This window comes from Candidatus Pantoea multigeneris, assembly GCF_011752615.1.
GTDB classification, from domain to species: domain Bacteria; phylum Pseudomonadota; class Gammaproteobacteria; order Enterobacterales; family Enterobacteriaceae; genus Pantoea; species Pantoea multigeneris.
The window spans coordinates 218,204-242,720 of record NZ_VWXF01000002.1; the positions used below are offsets into that span (position 1 = coordinate 218,204).

A 24,517-nucleotide genomic window follows, 5' to 3' on the forward strand; every position below is an offset into this window, starting at 1 on the left:
GACAGGCCCGTCGCTATAGTCCGCACGCTCTTTGTCGCGCGTTAATCCTTACGTTGCTGTAACCGGCGTAGGGAGCGTTCACGACGACTCTGCTCCCGACTTCTGTCCAGCAATATCTCCTCAATGAACGCCAGGTGACGGTGTGATGCTTCACGAGCCTGTTCCGGCTCACGCGCCACAATCGCCGCGAAAATACTGGCGCGGTGCTCGCTCACTTTTGCCAGCATCTCCCGGCGCGAGTAGAGCAATTCAAAATTCTGACGAACGTTCTGTTGTAACATCGGCCCCATTGAGCGCAGCAGATGAAGCAACACCACATTATGGGCGGCTTCCGTTACAGCGATCTGATACTGCATTACCGCGTTCGATTCGGCATCGAGATCGCCGCTGTCCTGCGCTGTCTGAATGAGGATGTGGCAATCGCGAATACGCTGAATGTCCTCGTCCGTACCACGTAACGCCGCATAGTAAGCCGCCACGCCTTCAAGGGCATGGCGCATTTCAAGCAGGTCAAACTGGGATTCGGGGTGTTCGGCCAGTAGGCTGACCAACGGGTCACTCAGGCTTTGCCACAGATTTTCTTGTACGAAGGTGCCGCCACCCTGGCGGCGCAACAGCAGACCTTTGGCTTCCAGTCCCTGAATGGCTTCGCGCAGTGAAGGACGAGAAACATCAAACTGTTTAGCCAGCTCGCGCTCGGGAAGGAGTTTCTCCCCTGGGCGCAGCGTCCCTTCCATGATCAGGGCTTCCAGCTGCTGCTCGATAGCATCGGAGAGCTTAGGTTGGCGAATCTTACTGTAGGCCATCTTCCCTTCCATAAGGTCGCTGCTTCGTCCGGAGTAAATTGGTAATACCAATTATCTTTAGGTGGCGGTAAAGTAACAAAGTATTCACCTTGTGTCTATATGACGGCGGTCACACTCCAGCGGCAAATGCGCGCGGGATCACGCTAAATCACCGTAATTTCAGATGAAAATGACATGATAAATTTTTGTTAATTTTGATTGGTTTTATGTAGCGTAATCGCATATTTAGTGCGCTACGTGTCTGATTGCCCATAAGAATATGCTATTCGTCATTCAGTAAAATCTGTGGCAGAAATGGCCGCGCGAACAGAGAGTGTAAAATGATGTTTTTTCAGGCAACTCTTAGCACAAAAAGCGAAAGCGGATGCAATGAATCGGACTTACTACTATTCTGGACGCCTGGGTTACATCTGCTTACACACAGTGACCTTTAACCCTAAAAAAAACAACAAGTTATAGCAACCCCTTCCTGACAGTGCCCTGCGCTGATAATGAAGAGAAACAACGTCACGAGGTTTTTTTATGGAACAACAACAGGGCGAAACGCTACACCGAGGGCTGAAAAATCGTCACATTCAGCTCATCGCGTTAGGGGGTGCGGTTGGCACCGGCCTTTTCCTTGGTAGCGCATCGGTAATCAAAGCTGCGGGTCCGGCAGTGATTCTCGGTTACGCCATTGCCGGTTTTATTGCCTTTCTGATTATGCGTCAGTTAGGTGAAATGGTGGTTGAAGAGCCCGTTGCTGGCAGCTTCAGTCACTTTGCCTACAAATACTGGGGCAACTTTGCCGGTTTTGCTTCAGGCTGGAACTACTGGGTGCTGTACGTATTGGTCGCGATGGCTGAACTCACCGCCGTAGGGAAATACATTCAGTTCTGGTATCCCGACTTCCCGACCTGGGCTTCCGCCGCCATCTTCTTTGTAATGATAAATGCTATAAACCTGACCAACGTTAAAATGTTCGGCGAAATGGAGTTTTGGTTCGCCATCATTAAAGTTGTGGCCGTGATGGGTATGATCCTGTTTGGTGGCTGGTTGCTGTTCAGCGGCCACGGCGGCCCACAGGCAACCGTGCGCAACCTGTGGGAGCAAGGCGGCTTTATGCCACACGGCTTCTCCGGGCTGGTGATGATGCTGGCTATCATTATGTTCTCGTTTGGTGGACTGGAGCTGGTGGGGATTACCGCAGCAGAAGCGGATAACCCAGAGCAGAGCATCCCGAAAGCAACCAACCAGGTTATCTGGCGTATTCTGATCTTCTATGTGGGCTCATTGGCGGTTCTGCTGTCGCTGATGCCGTGGACCAAAGTCACCGCGGAAACCAGCCCATTCGTACTGATTTTCCACGAACTGGGTGATGGCCTGGTAGCCAATGCACTGAACGTGGTTATCCTGACGGCGGCACTGTCGGTTTACAACAGCTGCGTATACTGCAACAGCCGTATGCTGTTCGGTCTGGCTGAGCAGGGTAACGCGCCAAAAGCGCTGCTGAAAGTGAATAGCAACGGCGTGCCGGTTAACACGATTTTCGTCTCAGCCTGCGCCACTGCGCTGTGTGTTTTGATCAACTACCTGATGCCTGGTGAAGCTTTCGGCCTGCTGATGGCGCTGGTGGTCTCTGCTCTGGTGATCAACTGGGCGATGATCAGCCTGGCGCACATGAAGTTCCGTAAAGCGAAAAATCAGCAAGGTGTCACCACCCGTTTCCCGGCATTCTTCTATCCATTAGGGAACTGGGTCTGCCTGCTGTTCATGGTGGCTGTGCTGGTGATCATGCTGATGACCCCAGGCATGGCGATTTCGGTTTACCTGATCCCGGTATGGCTGCTGATTCTGGCCGTTGGCTTCTTTATTAAGACGCGTAGCCAGAAGGCCTAACCGCCTAAACCCGCCAGCCCTAACGTTGGCGGGTTTTCTTTCCCCCCTCTCCTTATATCTGCTGACGGCAAAAGCTAAGCGATTCAAATTCACTCCGCCGACCATTCCCTCTGTTAACATCCAGCTCACACCACATCCACCGGCGGGTTAAAGGTTACAAATAGGCACTGACGCCTTGCCGATGCTGGGTTAAGGTCAACCTTCACCGTCTGAGGACGATAGTATTGCTGTTAATCACGAGGAATCATCATGCCAGAAGTCGTAGTCTTTGCCGCAGAAGGCCGCAGCGATGCGCAGAAGAGAACGTTGTTGAAGAAAATCACCGAAGCGGTTGTTGAAAGCTTTGGCGTCGATAAAGAGAGTGTGATCGTCTCCATTCAGGAAACACCCAAAAAGCATAAATCACGCGGCGGCGTACCGTTTGACGAACGTTGAGTGATATTCACCGGTCAGTGATGACCGGTGAAAGTCACTGTAGATAAGGAGGTGAATTCATTCCCTCTATTCGCTCTCATTATCGACGGTTAAAGACATCACTTTTCTACCTGCACTCTCGTCGGATTCACGTTTAGAAACGGTAAACGAAACTTTGTACAGCCTGGCAAATGGCGTGATTTCCTTTCTCTTTTTATCCGCATCGATGGCGTAGACTGTCATCACATAATATTTTCCGGCTGCGAATTTATACCCCAAAACCGGAATGCATTTTGAAGGCGAAAGCTCAATCGGAGTGTCACTATTAGCAATGAGCATATCCCGCTTATGGTTTTCACGATCGACTATGCTGATAATCTCCATACCGGAAAGAAACTCTCTGCCCGCCACTGGAGCCAGAATACAAACGTTATTTGCAACAACTACGGCTTTTGCCGGATAGGATTTGGGTCTGGGATCGCCTAAATGGCAGCCAGAAAGCAGAAGAGTGAAAAAAACAAAAATAAACTTATTCATTTTCTTAACTCCCTTATAAAAATCCCGAAAGTGTTTTCCTATACATTTCTAGTAATCTCCCTCCTGATGCTTTTCCTATATAGCTCACATTTTTGTTTATTTTCAAAAGGTCAAAGCTATCGCAACCATGATAATTCAGAATGTAATGATCTGCGATGATTTGTGCCTGCTGTTCAAGGCTATAGTCGGTGAGTCTTTTTCCTTCAATCAAATCATAAGTGTAATCAGCCATCCAGCTGAACATACCTCTCATCCTTACCCATTGGTGATGTTGAAACTGCCAGACGTGTGCCATTTCATGAATAAAGGTGTGCTTTTCATCAAGTCGTGTGCAGATATCAGAAAAATCTTTCCGGTACAGGTTTTTGCGGAACCAGATTTCACCGTTGGGGGCCATTGCAACGTTTTCCCCCTGTAGGCCGAAAGGCAAATAGCTAGCGCAGTGTATCCAGACCCGATGATAAACAATCGAACCACCAAACACTCGCCGCGCGAGGGCAATCTCACCCAGCGTCATCAGCCTTAGCGATCCTTCTTTGGTTTCTTTGTTTTTTTCCTGCGTTTCAGTCATACAACTTCCTGTCATCTTTTAACCCCGGCATTTATTAAAATAAAATCGGCGTAGAAAGTAACATGATGAAGAACATCCTTGAATATCGCTTATTAACAATCGAGACAATACTTGATTAAGATCAATTAACCACGACAGAAATAAATTACCGCTTTAATTAAACTAACACCTTAAATAAAACACTAACGCATTCCGCTATTATTTATCCCTATTTACAGACAATGCTTTCCATTTTTGACATCCTCCCCGCCCTAAAGGGCGGGGATTCCTACAGCCAGACGGCAATGTCCTGCCGCGAGAATGTTCTTTGCGGCGTTTACGTCGCGGTCATGAGCGGTTCCGCACTCACAACAAGTCCAGTCTCTTATTCGCAAGCCTGCTCTACGTTTCGGACTGTTGTCGGATATCGATCCGCAACACGAACACGCCTGGGTGGAATAGGATTCGTTAACAACTTCAAACATAACTGATCGCGCAATCGCTTTATATTTCAGTTGTGTTTTGAGCATTGACCAGCCAGCGTCTAAAACACTCTTAGCCATCTTTGTTTTGATTAGCTTGCTGGCGCTCACGTCGCCTACGAAAATTACCGCATTCGCTTTCACCATTGCCGTACTGAATTTGTGCAGAGTGTCTTTGCGGCGGTTTTTAATTTTGGCGTGGATAGCCTTAACGCGGCGCTTTTTGTTCGCCCGTTGTGCTTTTCCTAATGCTGGCTCAAGATCACGATAGAACCGTCCAGCCGCCAGCTTATCACCGTCTGACGTGGTGGCAATATCCTTTAAGCCTAAGTCGATACCAACGGCGCTGACGCCTTCAGTTGGCTGTTCCTCATAGTCTACCGCTACGTTGAAATACCAGCGCCCCCGGCTGTCTTCTGAAAAGCTGCCAGCACGGAATTTACAGGCGCTCAGGCCGTAGCTGTCCCATACCTTAAACAGCCTGCCAGCAAACTTAACCTGCCCGTTTTGCCACTTCGCAAAACCGACTTTAAACGGGATCCAGCCCAGCGAACGACGAGCGCCGCCGCTAATACGCCAGCGAAGTTTTGACCGTTTAAACTGCCTGCGGGCTTTGCCGTGTACGGCGATCACTTCCTGAATGCTGGCGCTGTCGATCTGATAGCCCTTTTCCTTGCGGAGTCCGGCAGTCTGCTTTTGAACATCATATGCGGTTAGCCATTTTGGAACCTGCGGACCAAAAGCGCCCGCGTTGCTGTAGGCAGCGCGGGTTATCTCGTTTGCCAGATTAAAGACCTGATTGACCTCAAACGCCATCTGCCGCAATAGGGCGGCGTGTTTGTCTTTAACCCGGACTGACAATGTTTTGGTCTGGATGCTCATGGCGCGCTAAATTACAGGCCAAAATTAAATCAATAAAGGTGAGTTTATGGAGTTAGCAGCAGAAACATGACATGGCACCATTAAGACCTGCATAAACCTGCACGGAAGCCAAATATGCTGTGATCGCCGTCGTACTTCGCGGGTCGCGTGGGCGGTGCGCCACGTGAAGTCATTAAGAAATACATTGAGCAACAGAGCCGCCCTCATTAGCCCGCTTACGCAGGCTTCGCTCTACATCCCCTACCTCAAAGGAAGGGGCTTTCCGCGAAAAGCCTGGTAACTGTAATAAAAATGTCACGACCCAGTGCTAGCGTGGAAAAAAAAGCTACTTAATCTATTGATTGCAAGGAAAAATAAATGAAAGTTCGCTTCGCGTTAACGGCAGTGGCACTTCTACTTGCGCAGCAAAGCTATGCTAAAGATCAGCAGCCTTCACTTATGCAGGCGGAAGCTGTCGCGACCACCACTTCCCCGGCTAACGCCTCTCAGGCTTATCAGGCACTGGATGCGCAAGCAGTAGCAGCGCTGCGTAGCGCATTACAGGGTGACAGCAGCAAGTTAACCCAGGAACAGGTTGATAAGGCAAAGCAGAGCAAAACCCAGGCCGACTACGCCTGGTTGAAAGCCAGCGGCTATGACTTCCAGACCAAAGCCAATCAGCAGGCGGGGATTGAGCTGCTGTCAGGCTTTAGCGCGTTACCGCAAAGCGTATTAGATGAGAACCTGAAAACCGTTACCGCCATCAACCTGAATGCCACACAGGGTGCGCGTAATCAGGCGGTTGCGGACGCTGATGGTATCAGCTACCTCTATTTCCTCGCCGACTCCCTCGGCCCTCGTCTCGGTAAAGCGTTTATTACCGCCTACGACAAAGGCGAGCTGAGCAAAGCCGCCGCGCTGTTAAAAGCCTCTGAAGTCAGCACCAGCGCGGCCAAAAAACACTTCAACTATCTGCGTCCGTTCCTGATCAAAGGTAACAGCATTCACCTGGTGCCAGATGAAGTGATCCTGAAAGATGGCAAACCTTACGGTGCCGATGGTGGCTCGTTCCCGAGCGGCCACACCAATACCGGTTACACCGATGCGCTGTTACTGGCGGAAATGATTCCAGAACGCTTTGATGCCATTGTTGAACGCGGCGCACGCTACGGCTATTCACGCATCGTGTTGGGCGTGCATTATCCGTTGGATATCATGGGCTCACGTATGCTGACCCAGCGTAACGTGGCGCATTACCTCAACGATCCAAAATACCGCGCGCTGTTTATTGAAGCCCGTGACCAACTGCGTGCGGCGCTGGAAAAAGAGTGTGGCGCATCACTGGCCCAGTGTGCACAGAACGATCGCGCAGCCGATCCGTATCGCTCACCAGAGATGAAAACCTTCTACCGTTACACCATGAGCTATGGCCTGCCACAGCAAAAAGTCGCCAATACCAAAGTAAAAGTGCCGCAGGGTGCGGAAGTGCTGCTGGAATTTGCCCTGCCGAACCTCTCGGCGGCACAGCGTCGCGCACTGATGGTACAAACGGCTGCCCCGGCTGGCTACCCGCTTTCTGGCTCAACGCCGGACCAGGCTTTCTGGCAGCGTCTGAATCTGCCAGCGGCATACGCTCAGGCTAAAGGGCACCATTAATTCCGGCTACGTTGTTCCGTCCGCGTTGCGTCACATTTAGCGCTTCAGGCGCTTGCTGTTAGCCACCAGCAGATTACTATAGACGCGGATTGTTACTGTGTTTCCACAGGCAAAACCTGACACCTGCTTCGGCGGGGGGTCAGGTTTTTTTATTTTCAGGGTATGTCATGAAAATCGCGAAGATACTGAATAACAATGTTGTGGTCATTCTCGACCCACAGCAAAAAGAACAGGTCGTGATGGGACGTGGGCTGGCGTTCCAGAAACGGGTGGGCGATGAGCTGGATCCGCAGTTGATTGAGAAGACATTCACCCTGCAAAACCACGCACTCACGCAGCGGCTGAGCGAGTTACTGGCCGAAATCCCACTGGAGGTGATCACCACCTGTGAACTGATTATTGACCGCGCGCGGCAGAAGCTAGGCAACAAGCTGCATGAAAGTGTGTCGGTAGCCCTTTGCGATCACTGCCATTTTGCACTTGAACGGCATAAGCAGCAGTTACCGATTCGCAACGTGTTGTTGTGGGAAATCAAAACGCTCTATCCGGCAGAGTATCAACTCGGTCTGGAAGGGTTGGGCCTGATTGAGAAACGCGTGGGCATACGCCTGCCGGAAGATGAAGCCGGATTTATCGCCCTGCATCTGGTTAATGCACAGCTAGACAGCAATATGTCCGATGTTTCGCACATTACTCAGTTTATGCAGGAGATCCTGCATATTGTGAAGTATCGCCTGGCGCTGGACTACCGGCTGGAGAGCCTGAGCTACAACCGTTTTGTCAGCCACCTGAAGTTCTTTGCCCAGCGGATGTTAGGCAAGCGCGGCGTCGACAGCGACGATCAGTCACTGCATGACGTCGTGCGCGATCGCTATCCGCTTGCCTATGCGTGCAGCGTGAAAATCGACCAGCATATTCAGCAGAAATACGCGTATGCGCTGTCAGACGAGGAGCGGATGTTTCTCACAATTCATATTGAACGCGTACGGAAAGAGACGCTTTCCATACAGACTGAAGATGACGAAGCCTAAAGAGCGCCGCACCTGAGTGCGGCACCGTTCCGTTAGCTCAGGGATTCACCGTGGGTGCTAATCACCTGCTGATACCAGAAGAAGCTTTTCTTGCGCGTACGCGCCAGCGTACCGTTGCCGCTATCGTCACGGTCAACGTGGATGTAGCCATAGCGCTTTGAAAACTCCGCTTTGGAGGCGCTCACCAGATCAATCGGCCCCCAGCTGGTATAGCCCAACACTTCAACGCCATCTTCAATCGCTTCACGCACCTGAACCAGGTGGTCGTTAATGTATTGAATACGATAGTCATCATTGATGCTGCCATCGGCCTCGACGGTGTCTTTCGCTCCAAGACCATTTTCCACAATAAACAGCGGTTTTTGATAACGGTCATACAGCAGGTTGAGCAGAATACGCAGCCCTTCCGGGTCAATCTGCCATCCCCATTCGGAGCTGGCGAGATGCGGATTAGGGATCATAGACAGAATATTGCCGCGTGCCTTCTGGTTCTCTTCTTCGTTGGTGGTGACACAACCGGTCATGTAGTAGCTGAAAGAGATGTAGTCGATAGGATTTTGCAGATCGAGCCGATCCTGGTCACTGATTTGCAGGCTGATATTGCGCTCAGCAAAGAAGCGTTTCATGTAGGCCGGGTAGCGACCGCGCACCTGTACATCTCCAAAGAACAGCCATTCACGGTTCTGTTGCAGCGTCTCCATCACATCTGCCGGGCGACAGCTTAACGGGTAGAGCAATGCGCCAAGCAGCATGTTGCCGATTTTTCCCTCAGGCACAATCTCATGACAGGCTTTCACGGCCCGGCCACTCGCCACTAACTGATGATGGATCGCCTGATAAACCGCCTGCTGATCGCTCTCTTCCGGCAGACCCACGCCAGTGAACGGGGCGTGCAGCGACATATTGATCTCATTGAATGTCAGCCACAGCTTGACCTTATGCTGGAAGCGCTGGAACACTGCGCGCGCGTAACGTTCAAAGCAGTCAATGGTGGTGCGGCTGGCCCAGCCACCGTATTTATTGATCAAGCCCCACGGCATTTCATAGTGCGAAAGCGTGACCATCGGCTGGATATTGTACTTCGCCATTTCATCAAACAGGCGGTCGTAATAGGCTAATCCGGCTTCGCAAGGCTCTGCTTCATCCCCTTCGGGGAAAATTCGCGTCCATGCAATGGAAGTGCGCAGCACCGTAAAGCCCATTTCGGCAAACAACTTCACGTCTTCCGGGAAACGGTGGTAAAAGTCGATCGCCGTGTCCTTAATGCCAAAATCACCCTCGGTGCGCGTCACGCGCTGACCAAAAATCCCCTGTGGCTGCAAATCTGAGGTAGACAGGCCTTTACCGTCGGTCTGGTAAGCCCCTTCGACCTGATTTGCGGCGACAGCTCCGCCCCATAAAAAGCTATCCGGGAAACGCTTATTCATACTCTGGCTCCTTATTTACTTCAGCACGCTAAGCAACGGCGCACAGGCCGTTACGGAATGAGAGGTGAGGGTTAATACATCGACATAGTCATCGCTGTTGCTGACCAGCACCGGAGTGGTGAGGTCATAGCCCGCGTCTTGAATGGCGACCATGTCAAATTCCAGCAGCAGATCGCCCACTGCAACGCGGTCATCGGTCGCGATACGCGGCGTGAAGAACTGGCCATCCAGTTTCACGGTATCAATACCGACATGAATCAACACTTCAGCGCCATCATCTGCCGTCAGGCCAATGGCATGACCAGTGCGGAACAGCGAAGACACTACGCCATTCACAGGTGAGACTACCCGGCCTGAGGTAGGCACAATCGCGGCACCTTTGCCGAGTAATCCACTGGCAAAGGTTTCATCGGCGACCTGTTCAATGGGCAGCAGGCTGCCGCTCATCGGGCTGTAGACCACATCTTTTTGCATCAAGGGTGCCGCTGCACTGACCTCGGAAGTTTCCTCTGCCACCTTTGGCTGCACTGGTTTTTCAACCGGCCAGCCCCATGCCCAGGTGGTGAGCGTGGCAAACACCAGCGCGATCGCTGCACCGGCAAAAGCCGCGTAAACGCTGGCGTCAAAGCCACTGGCCGGAATCACCTGGATAAAGGTAAACACGCTCGGGAAACCAAATGAGTAGATGGTGGTGTGCCAGAAGCCGAGCACTGAGGCCCCCAGCGCGCCACCAAGACAACCCAAAATAAACGGTCGCCGGTGCGGTAACGTCACGCCATAGACCGCCGGTTCAGTGATGCCAAACAGGCTGGCAGATAAAGCCGAACCGGCCATGGCTTTGGTTTTGATGTCGCGGGTACGTAACATCACGCCCAACGTTGCCCCCGCCTGCCCCATCACCGCCGGCATCAGCAGCGGCAGGAGTGTGTCCTGGCCCAGCGTGGCGAGGTTATTCAGCATGATCGGCACCAGCCCCCAGTGCAGGCCAAACATCACACAGACTTGCCAGATAGCGCCCATCACGGCACCAGCAATAGCGGGACTCAGGCTATACACCAGCAGATAGCCCTGCGCCAGCATCTGGCTCAGCCAGGTCGCAGCAGGTCCAATGGCGAGGAAAGTGAGTGGCACGGTGATCATCAGGCATATCAGCGGCGTAGTGAAATTACGCACTGCCCCAGGCGTTCGCGGATGAACCCAGGATTCGATTCGGCTGGCGACCCAGGCAGCAAAGACAATGGGAATCACGGAAGAGCTGTAATTCAGGATCTCCAGTGGAATACCGAGAAAGCGCAACGACGCTTTCTGATCCGCCGCCGCAATCATCATCGGATGAACCAGTGCCGCGGCGATGGCCATACTCACAAACGGATTGCCACCAAACTTTTTTGCCGCGCTGTAGCCCAGTAAAATAGGCAGGAAATAGAACAGGCCATCGCTGGCGACAAACAGCAGTTGATAAGTACCGGTCTCTGGCCGCATTACGCCGAGCACCAGCGCCAGCGCTAACAGGCCTTTAATGATCCCCGTGGCGATCATGACACCGATAAACGGGGTAAAAATGGCGGAAACCATATCGATAAAACGGGCGAACAGCGGCTCTTTTTTAACCGCAACGGCGGGTTCGCCCTCCTGCCCCACGTTATGTCTTGCCACCAGCTGTGCATAGACTTCACTGACGTGGTTGCCAATTACCACCTGATACTGCCCGCCGCTCTGTACCACCATAATAATGCCCGGATTGGCTTTCAGTGCCTCGGTTTGCGCCCTGGTTTCATCCTGCAACTTGAAACGCAAGCGGGTGGCGCAGTGCACCACACTCAGCACGTTTTCCCTGCCACCGACTCCGGCAATAATCTCATCAGCCAGCTGTTGATACTGCATAAGCACACTCCCATCAATGCCACACGTCTTGATGCCGTTACGGATTGAAGGCAAAAAAAAACCTGAATCACGCCCCACTCGGGTAAACGAGTGGGGCGTGATTCAGGTTTTGCCTGCGACCAGTAACAATCCTTAATCGCGGTTATGATGGCTCTCTTGTCGGGAAATTAACAACCCCCTCCGGGGGCATTAATGCAAAACTGCGAGCAAGATCGAATTTTTCCCGGCACTCACACCGGGCGACGTGGCAGGCAGATACAGACCAGCCCGGTCAGAATCAGCACCATACCGGCCAACGCAGTCCAACTAAAGGCTTCATGAAAACCAGGCAGGCTAATCGCCGCCAGCCACACCAGTACGTAGCTGAGGCTGAGCAGCGGATAAGCGCGGCTCAACGCCAATGAACGTAACGCCAGCGTCCAGCACAGCATCGACAGTCCATAAGCAAGAAACCCTACCAGCAGCAGCAGCAGCGGTTTGAGGCTGATTTTCAAGGCACTCAGCAGCAAAGAGAGAGACATCACGTCCGGCAGTTGTGTCATCGCATGGCGCAGTAACAGCTGCGCCAGCGTCACCAGCAGCACGCTGCAAAGCGCTAACAGATAGCCTTTCATACATGCACTCCCATCAACGCCACTCCGGCCACAATCAGCAACGTGCCAAAAAGCTGCACCGCGTTCAGCCGTTCGCGCCAGATAATCCGCGCCGCCAGCGCCACCAGCACAAAGTTAATGCTGAGCATCGGATAGGCCACACTCACCGGCACACGCTGTAGCACCACCAGCCAGATCAGCATGCCAATACCCAGCAACAACACGCTTAACGCCAGCCAGCGCAACAGCAGGCGGCGCTGATGACTATGCGCCGCCTGTTTCTGACAAAGTTGTGCCGCGCAGCTCAGCAGGCTGACCAACACAATCAACAACCACATCATGGCGTTTGATCGTATTGCAGGTAGTCAAAGCGCCCCTGGCGGTAGTGGTAATCCGCTTTCGGCAGCGAATCCGCCAGGTCCTTATCCGATGGCAACAGGAGCACCAGCGCCACCTTACCCAGCTTGCGGTGTGTGGCTAGCCAACCGGGGAACTCTTCCGTTGAGACAAACCGGCCTTTTGCATCCGCATAGCCGAGGCCATACTCGATCTCCCCTTTCTGCGACCAGAACATAATGTCGCTGCGTTGCAGATGCCAGGCTACCGTTGATCCCACGCCCGGATTGTTCACCAGGATATAGCGACTTCCAGCCAGATGGCTCGCCGTAGCTGCCACAAATTCCTGTGGCAGCTTCGAATCCCGCACCTTCTCAGGAATGGCTGAACCCACCACTAACGCCAACACCAGCGGGCAAAGTGCTGCCAGTTTCCAGTGTTTTTCCGGCTGGCGCAGGGTGAAGTACCCCACCAGCGCCCAACCCAGAAATGCCGCTGCCGCCAGCACCACTCGCCAGACTTCATTCTCGTGATAAACCGGGTGATGCGTTACGCCCCAGGGAGCCAGCACCACCAGAACCACCGCCGCAGTGAGCGCGCCAAAAAGCAGGTTAATCCAGCCGTTCCAGCGTAATACCGCAGTCCCGGTCAGATGGCGACCATAATGCGCTAACAGCAGTGCCAGCGGCGCGAAGCAAGGCAAGATGTAAGTCGGTAACTTGCCTTTTGCCACGCTGAAGAACAGCAGTGGCATCACCACCCAGCTCAGTAAATACAACCCGCCGCGCTGCTCCTGACGCTGCTGCCATGCCTGCTTTAATGCCCCTGGCAAGAAGGCAAGCCACGGCAGGGTGCCGCCAATCAGCACGGGCAGGTAGTACCAGAATGGCGCTTTGTGTTGCGCATCTTTTTCGGCAAAACGCTGGATATGCTCAACCCAGAAGAAGTAGTGCCAGAAGTCCGGTTCTTGCTGGTTTATCGCCAGCGCCCAGGGCGCACTGATTACTGCGGCGCTGACTATCGCCAGCGGGCCATAGCAGATCAGCTGTTTCATCCGCCCGCTCATCAGCGCCCAGGGCACAATCGCCAGTACCGGCACCGCCAGCGCCAGAAAACCTTTGGTCATAAAACCCATACCGCAGGCAAAACCAAACAGGACAAACCCACCCAACCGCCCAGCGCGGCTGCGGGCTTCCGTGGCTCCCCAGTAACAGCACATCGCCGCAGTCAGCCACAGCAGCAGCATGGGGTCCAACACCGCATAGGTGCCGATGGCATACACCAGTAACGACGTCAGGAAGATAACCGCACCCAACAGTGCAGTAGCACGATCCTGCCACAGGCGACGCGCCAGCCAGTAGATCAACAAGGCGCTGACACTGGCGCAGAATACCGATCCGAAGCGTACGGCAAAGTTGTTGTGACCAAAGATCCACTGGCTAATGTTGTTGATCCAGTAACCGGCGATCGGTTTTTCGAAATAGCGGAGATCGAAGAAGTGCGGCACGATCCAGTTGCCGCTTTGTAACATCTCACGGCTGATCTCCGCATAACGGGTTTCATCTGGCTGCCATAAGTCACGAAACGCTAAGGGCAGCAGATAATAGAGAACAAAAAGGACGCCGAGCAGCGTCCCCTTAGCAGCTTTACTCATGCAGACTCACCTGTAATGTGCTCACAGCCTAACCAACCCTCGCGGCCTGGGATTTCGCCGCGCACAATCTGCCCTAACGGGAGCTGGCTGATATCCTGCGGTAACAGCTCAATCAACGGACAGAAGGTCAGCCCCTCCACCGCCATGCGCTGTAGCAGCTCATCAAATGCCGCCAGCCCGCTGATCCCCTCCACTTCAGCATGGATGGTATACACAGGTGTGCCGGTATCGGCGTGCATTTTTGCGAGAATAAAATCGTTGAAATCCCGTGCACTGACCTGCTGCCCCACCACTTCATCCCAGGTGGGTAACGTTACCGGAATCTGTACGGTACCCGCGTGGCCGTTGGCGAGCAGGGGGCGAAAAGGCGTGGTGCCACGGCAGTCGCTGTTGTAATGGAAGGCGAAAGGCTGCTTGGCCGCGACCACTCGAGCATCTGCCCGCCAGCCCGCCACCGCTGAGCAGCGCACCGGTTGCTGAATGATCGCCTCTAGCGCCTCATGGCCGCGTTCAATCTGCTGGCGCAACTGCGCTTCAGACCAGACGCCCGCCCAGGTTTGCCAGGCAAAGTGATCCCACGCGTGCAGACCGACTTCATGCTCCTGTGCTGTTGCACGCAGCACGTCCGCCAGCCCCTGGCCAATTTGCCTGCCCGGCCACGCAGTGCCTGCCAGTAAAATATCCCAGCCATACAGCGAGACGGCGCGCGAGCGCAGCATTTTCCACAGGAAGCGCGGTTTTATCAGACGCCACAAGTGGCGTCCCATATTGTCCGGTCCCACACTGAAGAAAAAGCTGCCGCGTATCTGATGCTGGCGCAACAGCGTCAGCAGCGCGGGCACGCCTTGAGCCGTGCCACGCCAGGTATCTACATCAATGCGTAGACCGATTTTTTTCATTGATGCCCATCCTGCAGCTCAACCGTGCGCAGGAAGAAATCAAGGGTATTGTCGATAGTGGTTTCCATTGCCACATCGGGTTTCCACTCCAGCAGGCGGCGCGCATTACGGATGGAAGGCTTGCGGTGCTCAACATCCTGGTAGCCTTTGCCGTAGTAGCTGCTGCTCTCGACTTCACGGAAACCGGCAAACGGTGGGAAGCGATCGCGCAGAGGATGGCGCTCAAAGCTTGCCAGCAGCTGCTCCGCCAGTTCACGAATGCTGGCTTCGTTTTCCGGGTTACCGATATTGATGATCTGCCCGTCGCAGTTGTTACTGCGGTTTTCAATAATACGGAACAGCGCTTCAATGCCGTCTTTGATGTCGGTAAAGCAGCGTTTCTGCCGGCCACCGTCAATCAGTTTGATCGGTGAACCTTCCACCAGATTGAGGATCAGCTGGGTGATAGCACGAGAGCTACCGATGCGTGCCGCATTGAGGTTATCCAGACGCGGCCCCATCCAGTTGAACGGACGGAACAGGGTAAAGCGCAGACCCTCTTTTTCACCGTAAGCCCAGATCACACGGTCCAGCAGCTGCTTCGAAACCGAGTAGATCCAGCGCTGTTTATTGATCGGTCCCACCACCAGATTGGAGTGATCTTCATCGAAGTTGCTGTCTGTGCACATGCCGTACACTTCGGAAGTCGATGGGAAAATAATGCGCTTCTGATATTTAACGCAGTCGCGGATGATCTTCAGGTTCTCTTCGAAATCCAGCTCAAACACGCGCAGCGGATTACGGGTATATTCGATCGGCGTGGCGATCGCCACCAGCGGCAGGATCACATCACATTTTTTGATGTGGTACTCGATCCACTCAGAGTGAATGCTGATGTCACCTTCAACGAAGTGGAAACGGTTGTGCCCAACGAAACGGCTAATCGCATCAGAGCCGATATCCAGCCCGTAAACTTCGAAGTTATCATCCTGCAACAGACGCTCGGTCAAATGGTTACCGATAAAGCCGTTAACACCGAGGATCAGCACGCGCGTGCGACGTTTAATGGCCGCGACCGCCTGTGAATAGAGCAGTGCGCCCGGCACCAGGCCCAGGCTTTGCGCCAGCTGAACACCGTTCATGTAGACGCCGTTCTCAGTTTGCCCGGTTTGGATCTCCAGCGCACCTTCACCACAGGCAACCACTAAAGGATCAACCGACAGCACCGTACCTGCGCGTGCCTGGCTATTGTCCGCCTGGACTTTGCCACGCCAGACGATGAATTTCTGCGTACCGGCAAACGCAAACGCGCCCGGCCACGGGTCTGTCACTGCGCGTACCAGGTTATTGATGGTTTGCGCTGGCTTCTGCCAGTCGATACGGCCATCTTCAGCACTGCGACGCCCCACCACGGTGGCTTCGGCTTCGTTCTGCGCCTTACCGTGCAGTTCGCCCTGTTTCAGCGCTGGCAGGCTCTGCGCCAGCAGGCTTTCAGCGGCCTGGAGCAGCTTACGGTGCAGTGATGGTGCGTTATCGGTTTCTTCAATCGCGACGCGTTGCTGCGCCATGATCTCGCCTGCGTCCGCGCGCTTCACCATACGGTGTAACGTCACACCGGTTTCGCGTTCACCGTTCACCAGCGCCCAGTTCAGCGGAGCACGGCCACGGTATTTCGGCAGCAGTGAGCCATGCAGATTGAATGCGCCCTGCTTCGCGCTGTTCAGAATGTTGTCGCTTAACAGATTGCGGTAGTAGAAAGAGAAGATCGCATCAGGTTGCAGCGCTTTAATACGGTCAACCCACAGTGGGTGATTAACCTCTTCCGGCGCGTACACCGGAATGCCGTGATCCGCCGCCAGACGGGCAACTGAGCCAAAGAAGTGATTCTCAGCGGCATTATCCGCATGGGTAAAAATGGCACTAATGGTATAGCCGGCTTGCAGCAGCGCAGTAATGCCCACACAGCCCATATCGTGATAGGCGAAGACGACAGTTTTCATTGCTCAGTTTCCTCTACGGACAGCTTTTGTTGTTGTGGGTTAATCACACGCTGGATGAAGTAACGCGGGCGCGCCCGCACATCGTTATAAATTCGGCCGATATACTCGCCAAGCAGTCCCATACCGACGAACTGCGCACCAATAAAGATGAATAACACGGCAAACAGCGTGAAGACGCCGTTCTCGGCCCACTCAGACCCCAGGAACAACCGCAACACCAGCAGCACCAGCGCAAAAGCAAAACCGGCCAGCGCGATCATGCTGCCGACCACGCTCAGCAGGCGCAGTGGCGTGGTGGTCAGGCAGGTGACCAGATCAAACATCAGGTTGATCAGGCGCATGAAACTGTATTTCGATTCACCAAACTCGCGCTCTGCGTGGGTAACCGGCAGTTCAATGGTGCGACGGGCAAAGGTGTTCGCCAGAATCGGGATAAAGGTGCTGCGTTCGTGGCAGTTGAGCATCGCCTCAATGATGTGACGACGATAGGCACGCAGCATGCAGCCGTAATCCCCCATCGCTTTACCGGTCACGCGCTGAATCAGGTGATTGATGGTGCGTGAAGCACGACGGCGGAACCAGCTATCCTGGCGGTTCTGACGCACGGTGCCGACCACGTCATACCCCTGCTGCGCCGCAGCCACCAGGTTCGGGATCTCTTCCGGTGGGTTTTGCAGATCGGCATCCAGAGTGATGATCAGATCGCCGCTGACGTGGCTAAAGCCCGCCATGATCGCCGAGTGCTGGCCATAGTTGCGGTTCAGTAGTACCCCAACCACATGGCTGCCCGGTTCGCTGGCGGCCGCATCGATCATTTCCGCCGAACGATCCTGACTGCCGTCATCGATCAGCACGATCTCATACTGTAAAGCGACCCGTTCACAGGCCTCTGAAGTACGGCGGATCAGTTCCGGCAAGCTCTCCTGCTCGTTATAGACCGGGATCACCACCGAAATCTTTTCAATTGGTTTTTCATTTAACATGTCAGACTCCGGCCAGTTGGCGGAGCGCCGCAATAACGCGTTCAACATCATCGTCGCTCATATCAGGGAACAAGGGGATCGAGCAGATACGTGCAGAGTTCCACTCGCTGTTGGGCAACGACAGATCCGGGTAACGCTCGCGGTAATACTTGTGGGTGTGGGCAGCACGGAAATGCAGGCCAGTGCCAATATCCTGCGCTTTCAGCGCCTGCATCAGTGCATCGCGCGTGATGCCACAGCGGGCTTCATCTACGCGGATAATAAACAGGTGCCATGCGTGCTGATGCGGCCATTCCGGCTGCGTCAGCGGTAAAAATGGGGTGTCCGCCAGGGCTTCAAGGTAACGCTGGGCGATAGCAGCTCGCCGCTGGTTGATCTGCTCCAGCCGTGAGAGCTGCACCAGCGCAATGGCCGCGCTGATATCCGGCAGGTTGTATTTAAAGCCGGGGGTGATGACTTCCGCTTGCGGCTGGCGTCCGTGGGTATCGCGATCGTAGGCATCGACGCCCAGACCGTGGAATTTCAGGCTGCGGATTTTGTCCGCCAATGCGGCATCATCGGTGACGATCAATCCGCCTTCAGCACAGCTCATATTCTTAATGGCGTGGAAGGAGAAGATTGCGGTACCGCGATCGCCCACGTGACGGCCTTGGTAGTAAGTTCCGGCGGCATGAGCGGCATCTTCAATCAGGGGGATATTCTGCTGCTGTGCAAGGGCGCGTATCGGCTCAAGATCAACAGGAGCGCCAGCATAGTGAACCGGAATAATGGCTCGAGTACGCGGGGTGATAGCAGCGGCAATCTGCTCTGGCGTGACCATCAGCGTATCGCGATCAACATCAATCATGACTGGCGTTGCGCCGAGCAGCGTAATCATATTCAGGGTCGAAACCCAGGTCAGGGAGGGGGTAATTACCTCGTCACCCGGCCCAATGCCCAGCGCCATTAAGGTGACATGCATACCGGCTGTCGCCGAACTGACTGCAATGGCGTGCTGATTGCCGGTAAGCTGACAAAACGCTTTTTCCAGCTCCGCACACTTTGGCCCGGTGGTGATCCAACCGAAAGCAAATACCGTTTTTACCGCTTCAAGTTCTAACTCACCCAGTGAAGGGCGCGAAAAGGGAAGGAATGGCATTGTAAAGATTCCTTAATATTTGACGTCGATAATTTTAGCAAAAAGTGCGCACAGCAAAAGCCAGACATGTCTTTTTTATTATGTCGATCAAACCTTTATATAGCTAAACAAAAGCCAAATAAAAGTTCAATATGTAATCAGTAATTACTGCACATTACCGTTAGACATACCTTCGAAAAATCTTAAGTACGCCTACATGGTTTTGGTGCGTGAAGGGTAAATCACAAACCTTAAGGGAACATTAAACTGTAGTGAATGAGGCGGGAATTATGCGATTGATTGATGATGGGTTTAACTGTGGCGGGGAGCCGCAGGGCACGGTTCCCCGCCTGGAGCACTACCAGACGCGATACACTTTACCGGTTTCAATGCCTTCCAGGCTGCGGCGATAAGCCAGTGCCACGCGTTTGGCATCTGCACTTTCAAACCCTGGGAAGAAAGCGCCATATTTGCCCAATGACTCGGTGAGCACAGTAGGGCTGACGGCATTGATGCGCAGTCCAGAAAGCTCATTGGCCGCTGCCAGCACAAAGCCTTCCAGCGCCCCGTTGACCGCGGTGGCATTTACCCCGGTGCGGATCGGTTGTTGAGCCAAAATGCCGGTGGTCAGGGTGAACGATCCGCCAGGATTAAGGATTTTCTGCCCCAACAGCACCAGGCGCACCTGGCCCAGCAGCTTGTTCTGTAAACCACTGTTGAACTGCTCGGTAGTGGTTTCGCTTAGCGGGCCATAGTGCACACCGCCGGTGGTGGAGATAATCGCATCGACCTTGCCAGTTTGAGCAAACAGCGCAGCCACGCTGGCTTCATCGGTGATATCCACCTGAAAATCGCCCTGGGTTTTCCCCACGCGAATGATCTCGTGGTCTGCCTGTAACTGCTCAGCGACCGCTTTTCCGATGGTGCCGCTGGCACCAATAATGATCACTTTCATCTTAAAATCCTCGTGAATGGGTGTGAATCCATCCTCTCGTATTGCAATCCCGAGAAAAACAGGCCATTTATTAAGTCATTCCGAACTTTTGGTTTGTAATCATGAATAAACTGCGTGCTATGGAGATTTTTGTCGCGGTCGTGGAGGGGGGCAGTTTTACCGAAGCGGCAAAACGTCTGGAGATCTCAGCGGTGATGGTAGGCAAAAGCGTAGCCCAACTGGAACAACAGCTACAGGTGCGGCTGCTACAGCGCAATACCCGCAGCCAGACACTGACAGAAGCGGGACAGGCATGGTACGAGGAGAGCCAGGCGATGCTTCAGGCGCTGCGCAATGCAGAGGGGCGAATCGGCAGCTTGCGGCGTTTCCCGGCAGGCAGCCTGCGCATCAGCGCCCCCTTTACATTAGGGGCTTGTGTGGTCGCCCGCCTGTGCAGTGAATTTCAGCAGCAGTTTCCTGAAGTACGAATTGAACTCAGCCTGAGCGATCGCTTTGTTGATCTTCTGGCTGAGGGATTCGACTTTGCTTTACGCGTGGGCGAAATCCCGCCAGACAGCCCATTGGTTGCGCGTTATCTCGGCGAGTATCGCATGGTGATTGCCGCCGCCCCTGCCTACCTTGCGGCACACGGTGCCCCCGCTTCCATTGATGACCTGCCGCGCCATCGCTGCCTGCGTTACAGTAACTGGAACAAACGCAATGCGTGGCGCAGCGGCGAACAGCTGATTTGGCCAGAGAGCGTAACGTTCAGCTGTAACGATAGCCAGGCACTGCGCCGGGCAGCGCTGGCGGGCGCGGGCCTGATTCTGCAATCCGATTTGCTGTTGCAGGAAGATATTGCCGCAGGCAAGCTAGTCACCCTGCTGGACGACCAACTGCCCGATTCGCGCCCGGTCCATCTGCTGTGGCGACAGGATCTTCAGGCCAGCGCCAAATACCGCAGCTTTATCAGTTGGGTAAGCGAACAGTGCCCGCAGGCACTGCTATAAACACCACATTCAGGATTGTGTATGCTTCTGACCACGCTGGAATTCACCCTGTTAAACCCGGAAATTGCGCAGGTGACGCTGAACCGTCCGGCACAGCACAACGCCTACAATGCCGCGATGGTGGCAGAGCTCGCGCAGGTGGTTGATCACTGTGAACAACAGCCCGCACTGCGGGTGGTGATCCTGACTGGTAAAGGGGAAAAGAGCTTCTGCGCCGGGGCCGATCTCAACGAGGCCCTGGTGAACGGCGGCGATACCTTGCGTAATCGGCACGGTGGGTTTAGTCCGCTTCAGTATCTGGCCCGGCGTAAAATCTGGATCGCGGCCCTGAATGGCACTGCCGCAGGGGGTGGGCTGGAATTGGCGCTACAGTGCGAAATGATCGTCGCCGCCGAAGACTGCCAACTGATGCTGCCAGAGGTGCGTCACAATCTGCTGCCCGCAGGTGGCGGTATTGAACGGCTAATGACGCGGCTCCCGCCTGCTGTAGCCCGTGAAATGTTGCTCACTGGCCTGCCCATTTCCGCGACCCGCGCGCTGGCGTTGGGATTAATCAATCGGGTGGTGAGCGCAGAAAACGTCGCCTGGGAAGCACTGGCGCTGGCTCAACAGGTGGCGGCTAACGCGCCGCTGGCCGTGCAGGCCTGCAATGCGTTGGCAAACATCGTCTTAGACGGTGACCGCAGCAGCTTGCAGCAACAGCAGGAACAAGCACTGGCGCAGTTGGCCCAAAGTGAAGATGCGCAGGAGAGCCAGCAGGCCTGGCAACAACGCCGCAAGCCACAGTGGCGCGGACGCTAGCCCCCGCCACGCTTTTACACGGTGGGTGATAACTCAACGTGTTTAAACAACGCACTCAATCCCAGGCCACCGGCAATGCCGAGCATTGCCAGCGCATAACCGCTGTTTTCGCCTGACGCCGCTCGCTGGTGGAACAGCCTCGTCACCAGAATCGCCCCGGAAGCACCATAAGGATGGCCCAAAGCAATCGCCCCACCCTGCTGATTGACGCGCTGTTCATCGACGCCTAAGAGATCAAGGGAAGCCAATACCTGAGAGGCAAAAGCCTCGTTAAACTCGATCAGCCCAACGTCGGAGAGATCGGCCATTTTCTGACGCTGCATCAGCTTCTGCGTCGCGGGCACCGGGCCAATGCCGAGATAGTGAGGATCCACCCCTGCGCTACAACCATCAATAAACTGTAAGCCAGAGCTAAAACCCGCTTCCCGAGCCTTACGGCGACTCATGATCAGCACCAGTGCAGCACCATCATTCAGCGGACAGCAGTTACCCGCGGTAACGCTCCCTTGCGCCACAAAGGCCGCTGGCAGTGCTGCCAGTTTTTCCAGTGAGGTCGCAGGCCTTGGGCACTCATCCTGGTTTACCCACTGCTCGCCCGCCCTCAGTGGCACCAGCTCCGCGTTAAACAGGCCGTTTTGCTGAGCAGCAACCGCCCGCTGATGGCTACGCAACGCGAAGGCATCCTGGCGTTCGCGGCTAATACCGTACTTGCTGGCAACGTTCTCCGCCGCCACGCCCATTTCCGGATCGCCAATCTCCTCTGGCGAAAACTGCGCGCGGGAAAAAAAGCGCGGCAGCTGTTTCGCCGTGGCCGGTTTTTCCACCCGCCAGGGTGCGGTACTGACGCTCTCCACCCCACCAGCCAGATAACAGTCACCGGCCTGCGCCTGAATCAAACGGCAAGCCTGCATCACCGCTTCCAGCCCGGCACCACACTGCCGGTCTACCGTGACCGCCGGAATGCTCAGTGGCAACCCGGCACTTAACGCCGCCAGGCGGGCGATATTACCGCCGCCGCCCGTGGCATTGCCGATAATCACTTCGTCTACCTGATCTGCGCAGAACCGGGCATCCGCGCTTATTTTGCCGAACAGCGGGGCCAGTAGCTCGCTCAGGCTCAGGCTGGATAACGCCCCATACGCCCGACCGACCGGCGTACGATACGCAGCAACAATCACGGGCTGATTGTCTTCGGCGGGCTGAAAGTTATCGCGGTTCATGGGTGGAATTCCTGTAACAAGGCTCGACGATCAATCTTACCGCTGACGGTGAGTGGCCAGTGTGAAACAGCAACAAAATGATGGGGAATTTTATACTTCGCCAGCAGTTGGCGACTGCGCTGCGGCAGAGAAGCAAAGTCTGTGTGCTGACCACGAATAAACGCCAGCAGTTTTTTCCCCAGTCGCAGGTCATCTGCGGCCAGCACCACCACTTCCTGCACATCATCGAGGGTTTTCAACGCAGCCTCAATCTCCGCCAGATAGACATTGTTGCCCCCCACCGTGACCATATCGCCGCTGCGCCCCATCACCACCAGCCGTCCCTGCGCATCAAGATAGCCAAGATCCTGTACCGTAGCTCCCACGGCGGTGTGGCGGAACGCGTGACTTTCATCCCCCCACAAATAGCCGCCGCAAATTTGCGGGCTTTGCAGCCAGATAGTGCCCGTCTCGCCGGGTGCCACACATTCATCTTGTTGATTACGGATGCTGAGCGTTGTACCGGGGAAAGCTACGCCTACGGTCAGGAGTTGATCGTCGACGTTTTCATCCGTGAGACTGGAGACCGCAATAAAGCCCAATTCGGATGCGCCATAATATTCCTGTAGCTGTGCGGCGGGAAAACGGCTACGGGCGCTGGCAAAGTGGTGATACTGCATTTTGGCTCCGGCGCTCAATACCCGCTTCACCTGATTTAACGGCTGTTCAGGCAGCTCCGCAAAGGCCGCCAGCATGGTCGGCACCACAATCAGCCGGTCAATGTTCTGCTCCGCCAACAGAGCGAGCGTGCCCGCGCCAGACCATTTACTCAGAGAGTAAAAATGATGCCCGGCATCCAGCGCCTCATTCAGCGCATACAGCCCAATACCGTGAAACAGCGGTCCGGGAAACAGCGTGGAGGTGGTCTCACCCAGCCCAAACAGTCCGTAACCGTCCCGCAGGCTCTGCCACCAGGAGCGGCGATGGCGGGTAAAGGCTTTTGGCAGGCTGGTGGTGCCCGAGGTGAAGTTGATCAGAAACGGCGTGAGTGCATTTACCTCGGCACAGAATTCGGCATCATCCTCCACTTCTTGTTCACGCAAATCGTCGAGATAGCGGACGGCGATATCCAGCTGCTGCGCACGTTGTGCCAGTGCGGTTTGCTCGCGCGTGAGCAGCAGCTCATCGGGTTTGACTCTGCTGAGCAGCTCATCCAACCGCGCCGCGGGCAGATCCGGGTCAAACACCGCGCAGGTATGGCGTTTGGCAGTAGCCGCCAGCCAGCCGGGGACAAAAGCCAGATGATTACCACAGGCAAGACCAATCACCCGATCGTGCTCAGCGTGGGCGCGGATCTGCTGATACAGCGCCACTGACCAGCGCCACAGCTGCTGCCAGCTCAGGCAGCCCTCGTCGTGCGTGATGGCAATCTGGTGCGGTTTTTGCCGTGCATAGCCGGCGATTTTGTCATGAACGGGCACGCTAT

The 24,517-nt window shown here is 54.7% G+C and carries 22 protein-coding genes and 1 pseudogene; 7 read left to right on the forward strand and 16 right to left on the reverse strand.

Going from position 1 to position 24,517, the window contains the following annotated elements:
* Positions 1–41: 41 nt before the first annotated feature.
* Positions 42–806 carry a pyruvate dehydrogenase complex transcriptional repressor PdhR gene (gene pdhR / locus F3J40_RS06475; RefSeq protein ID WP_017347620.1) on the reverse strand — a complete coding sequence of 255 codons (765 nt, stop codon included), beginning with the start codon at positions 804–806 and terminating at the stop codon, positions 42–44.
* Between the two features lie 522 nt (positions 807–1,328).
* On the opposite strand from pdhR, the gene aroP reads away from it, so the two are divergent.
* Complete coding sequence (gene aroP / locus F3J40_RS06480) at positions 1,329–2,684, forward strand: aromatic amino acid transporter AroP (RefSeq protein WP_167013084.1); 1,356 nt, start codon at positions 1,329–1,331, stop codon at positions 2,682–2,684.
* Positions 2,685–2,933: 249 nt separating this feature from the next.
* Complete coding sequence (locus tag F3J40_RS06485; RefSeq protein WP_017347618.1) at positions 2,934–3,119, forward strand: tautomerase family protein; 186 nt, start codon at positions 2,934–2,936, stop codon at positions 3,117–3,119.
* A 66-nt stretch (positions 3,120–3,185) separates the two neighbouring features.
* Here the strand turns inward: F3J40_RS06485 and F3J40_RS06490 are convergent, their stop codons facing one another.
* The 3 genes from F3J40_RS06490 to F3J40_RS06500 form a co-directional block, all read right to left on the reverse strand.
* Positions 3,186–3,635, reverse strand: a complete 450-nt coding sequence (locus F3J40_RS06490; RefSeq protein WP_167013086.1) for a putative T6SS immunity periplasmic lipoprotein — start codon at positions 3,633–3,635, stop codon at positions 3,186–3,188.
* Between the two features lie 13 nt (positions 3,636–3,648).
* Positions 3,649–4,206: a type IV secretion protein Rhs gene (locus tag F3J40_RS06495; protein ID WP_205297235.1), complete on the reverse strand. Its 558-nt coding sequence runs from the start codon at positions 4,204–4,206 to the stop codon at positions 3,649–3,651.
* A gap of 251 nt (positions 4,207–4,457) precedes the next feature.
* Entirely contained in the window at positions 4,458–5,549 is a 1,092-nt protein-coding gene (locus F3J40_RS06500) for an RNA-guided endonuclease InsQ/TnpB family protein (protein ID WP_167013088.1), read from the reverse strand.
* A 48-nt stretch (positions 5,550–5,597) separates the two neighbouring features.
* Here F3J40_RS06500 and F3J40_RS25340 point away from each other — a divergent pair.
* From F3J40_RS25340 to licT, 3 genes and pseudogenes are all read left to right on the forward strand, one after another.
* Positions 5,598–5,759: pseudogene (locus F3J40_RS25340) on the forward strand (transposase); the annotation flags it as partial.
* Between the two features lie 147 nt (positions 5,760–5,906).
* Entirely contained in the window at positions 5,907–7,184 is a 1,278-nt protein-coding gene (locus tag F3J40_RS06505) for an acid phosphatase (RefSeq protein ID WP_167013090.1), read from the forward strand.
* A gap of 167 nt (positions 7,185–7,351) precedes the next feature.
* Positions 7,352–8,215, forward strand: a complete 864-nt coding sequence (gene licT, locus F3J40_RS06510) for a BglG family transcription antiterminator LicT (protein WP_167013092.1) — start codon at positions 7,352–7,354, stop codon at positions 8,213–8,215.
* Positions 8,216–8,247: 32 nt separating this feature from the next.
* Here the strand turns inward: licT and F3J40_RS06515 are convergent, their stop codons facing one another.
* From F3J40_RS06515 to F3J40_RS06560, 10 genes are all read right to left on the reverse strand, one after another.
* Positions 8,248–9,642: a glycoside hydrolase family 1 protein gene (locus F3J40_RS06515; RefSeq protein ID WP_167013094.1), complete on the reverse strand. Its 1,395-nt coding sequence runs from the start codon at positions 9,640–9,642 to the stop codon at positions 8,248–8,250.
* 15 nt (positions 9,643–9,657) lie between these two features.
* Entirely contained in the window at positions 9,658–11,526 is a 1,869-nt protein-coding gene (gene bglF / locus F3J40_RS06520; RefSeq protein ID WP_167013096.1) for a PTS beta-glucoside transporter subunit IIABC, read from the reverse strand.
* A gap of 230 nt (positions 11,527–11,756) precedes the next feature.
* On the reverse strand, positions 11,757–12,140 hold the full coding sequence (arnF, locus tag F3J40_RS06525) for a 4-amino-4-deoxy-L-arabinose-phosphoundecaprenol flippase subunit ArnF (protein WP_167013098.1): 384 nt from the start codon (positions 12,138–12,140) through the stop codon (positions 11,757–11,759).
* A complete protein-coding gene (gene arnE, locus F3J40_RS06530; protein ID WP_205297236.1) occupies positions 12,137–12,460 on the reverse strand; it encodes a 4-amino-4-deoxy-L-arabinose-phosphoundecaprenol flippase subunit ArnE in 324 nt (107 codons plus the stop codon). The genes arnF and arnE overlap by 4 nt, the downstream gene beginning before the upstream one ends.
* Positions 12,457–14,109 carry a lipid IV(A) 4-amino-4-deoxy-L-arabinosyltransferase gene (arnT, locus tag F3J40_RS06535; protein ID WP_167013100.1) on the reverse strand — a complete coding sequence of 551 codons (1,653 nt, stop codon included), beginning with the start codon at positions 14,107–14,109 and terminating at the stop codon, positions 12,457–12,459. Before arnT ends, arnE begins: the two co-directional genes overlap by 4 nt.
* Positions 14,106–15,008 (reverse strand): 4-deoxy-4-formamido-L-arabinose-phosphoundecaprenol deformylase, encoded by a 903-nt coding sequence (arnD, locus tag F3J40_RS06540; RefSeq protein WP_167013102.1) that lies wholly within the window; start codon positions 15,006–15,008, stop codon positions 14,106–14,108. Before arnD ends, arnT begins: the two co-directional genes overlap by 4 nt.
* Positions 15,005–16,987, reverse strand: coding sequence for a bifunctional UDP-4-amino-4-deoxy-L-arabinose formyltransferase/UDP-glucuronic acid oxidase ArnA (gene arnA, locus F3J40_RS06545; protein WP_167013104.1), 1,983 nt, complete (start codon positions 16,985–16,987; stop codon positions 15,005–15,007). The genes arnD and arnA overlap by 4 nt, the downstream gene beginning before the upstream one ends.
* Positions 16,984–17,970 (reverse strand): undecaprenyl-phosphate 4-deoxy-4-formamido-L-arabinose transferase, encoded by a 987-nt coding sequence (arnC, locus tag F3J40_RS06550; RefSeq protein WP_017347608.1) that lies wholly within the window; start codon positions 17,968–17,970, stop codon positions 16,984–16,986. Before arnC ends, arnA begins: the two co-directional genes overlap by 4 nt.
* Before the next feature lies 1 nt (position 17,971).
* The gene (arnB, locus tag F3J40_RS06555) at positions 17,972–19,108 is read right to left on the reverse strand and encodes a UDP-4-amino-4-deoxy-L-arabinose aminotransferase (RefSeq protein WP_167013106.1); all 1,137 of its coding nucleotides are present in this window, start codon (positions 19,106–19,108) and stop codon (positions 17,972–17,974) included.
* 337 nt (positions 19,109–19,445) lie between these two features.
* A complete protein-coding gene (locus F3J40_RS06560) occupies positions 19,446–20,042 on the reverse strand; it encodes a short chain dehydrogenase (RefSeq protein ID WP_167013108.1) in 597 nt (198 codons plus the stop codon).
* Between the two features lie 101 nt (positions 20,043–20,143).
* On the opposite strand from F3J40_RS06560, the gene F3J40_RS06565 reads away from it, so the two are divergent.
* Together F3J40_RS06565 and F3J40_RS06570 are read left to right on the forward strand one after the other, a co-directional pair.
* Positions 20,144–21,031, forward strand: coding sequence for a LysR substrate-binding domain-containing protein (locus tag F3J40_RS06565; protein WP_205297237.1), 888 nt, complete (start codon positions 20,144–20,146; stop codon positions 21,029–21,031).
* Between the two features lie 21 nt (positions 21,032–21,052).
* Entirely contained in the window at positions 21,053–21,832 is a 780-nt protein-coding gene (locus tag F3J40_RS06570; protein WP_167013110.1) for an enoyl-CoA hydratase/isomerase family protein, read from the forward strand.
* A gap of 14 nt (positions 21,833–21,846) precedes the next feature.
* Here F3J40_RS06570 and F3J40_RS06575 read toward each other — a convergent pair whose 3' ends face one another.
* Both F3J40_RS06575 and F3J40_RS06580 read right to left on the reverse strand, forming a co-directional pair.
* Complete coding sequence (locus tag F3J40_RS06575; protein ID WP_167013112.1) at positions 21,847–23,052, reverse strand: thiolase family protein; 1,206 nt, start codon at positions 23,050–23,052, stop codon at positions 21,847–21,849.
* Entirely contained in the window at positions 23,049–24,512 is a 1,464-nt protein-coding gene (locus F3J40_RS06580) for a class I adenylate-forming enzyme family protein (protein ID WP_167013114.1), read from the reverse strand. The genes F3J40_RS06575 and F3J40_RS06580 overlap by 4 nt, the downstream gene beginning before the upstream one ends.
* Between the last annotated feature and the right edge of the window lie 5 nt (positions 24,513–24,517).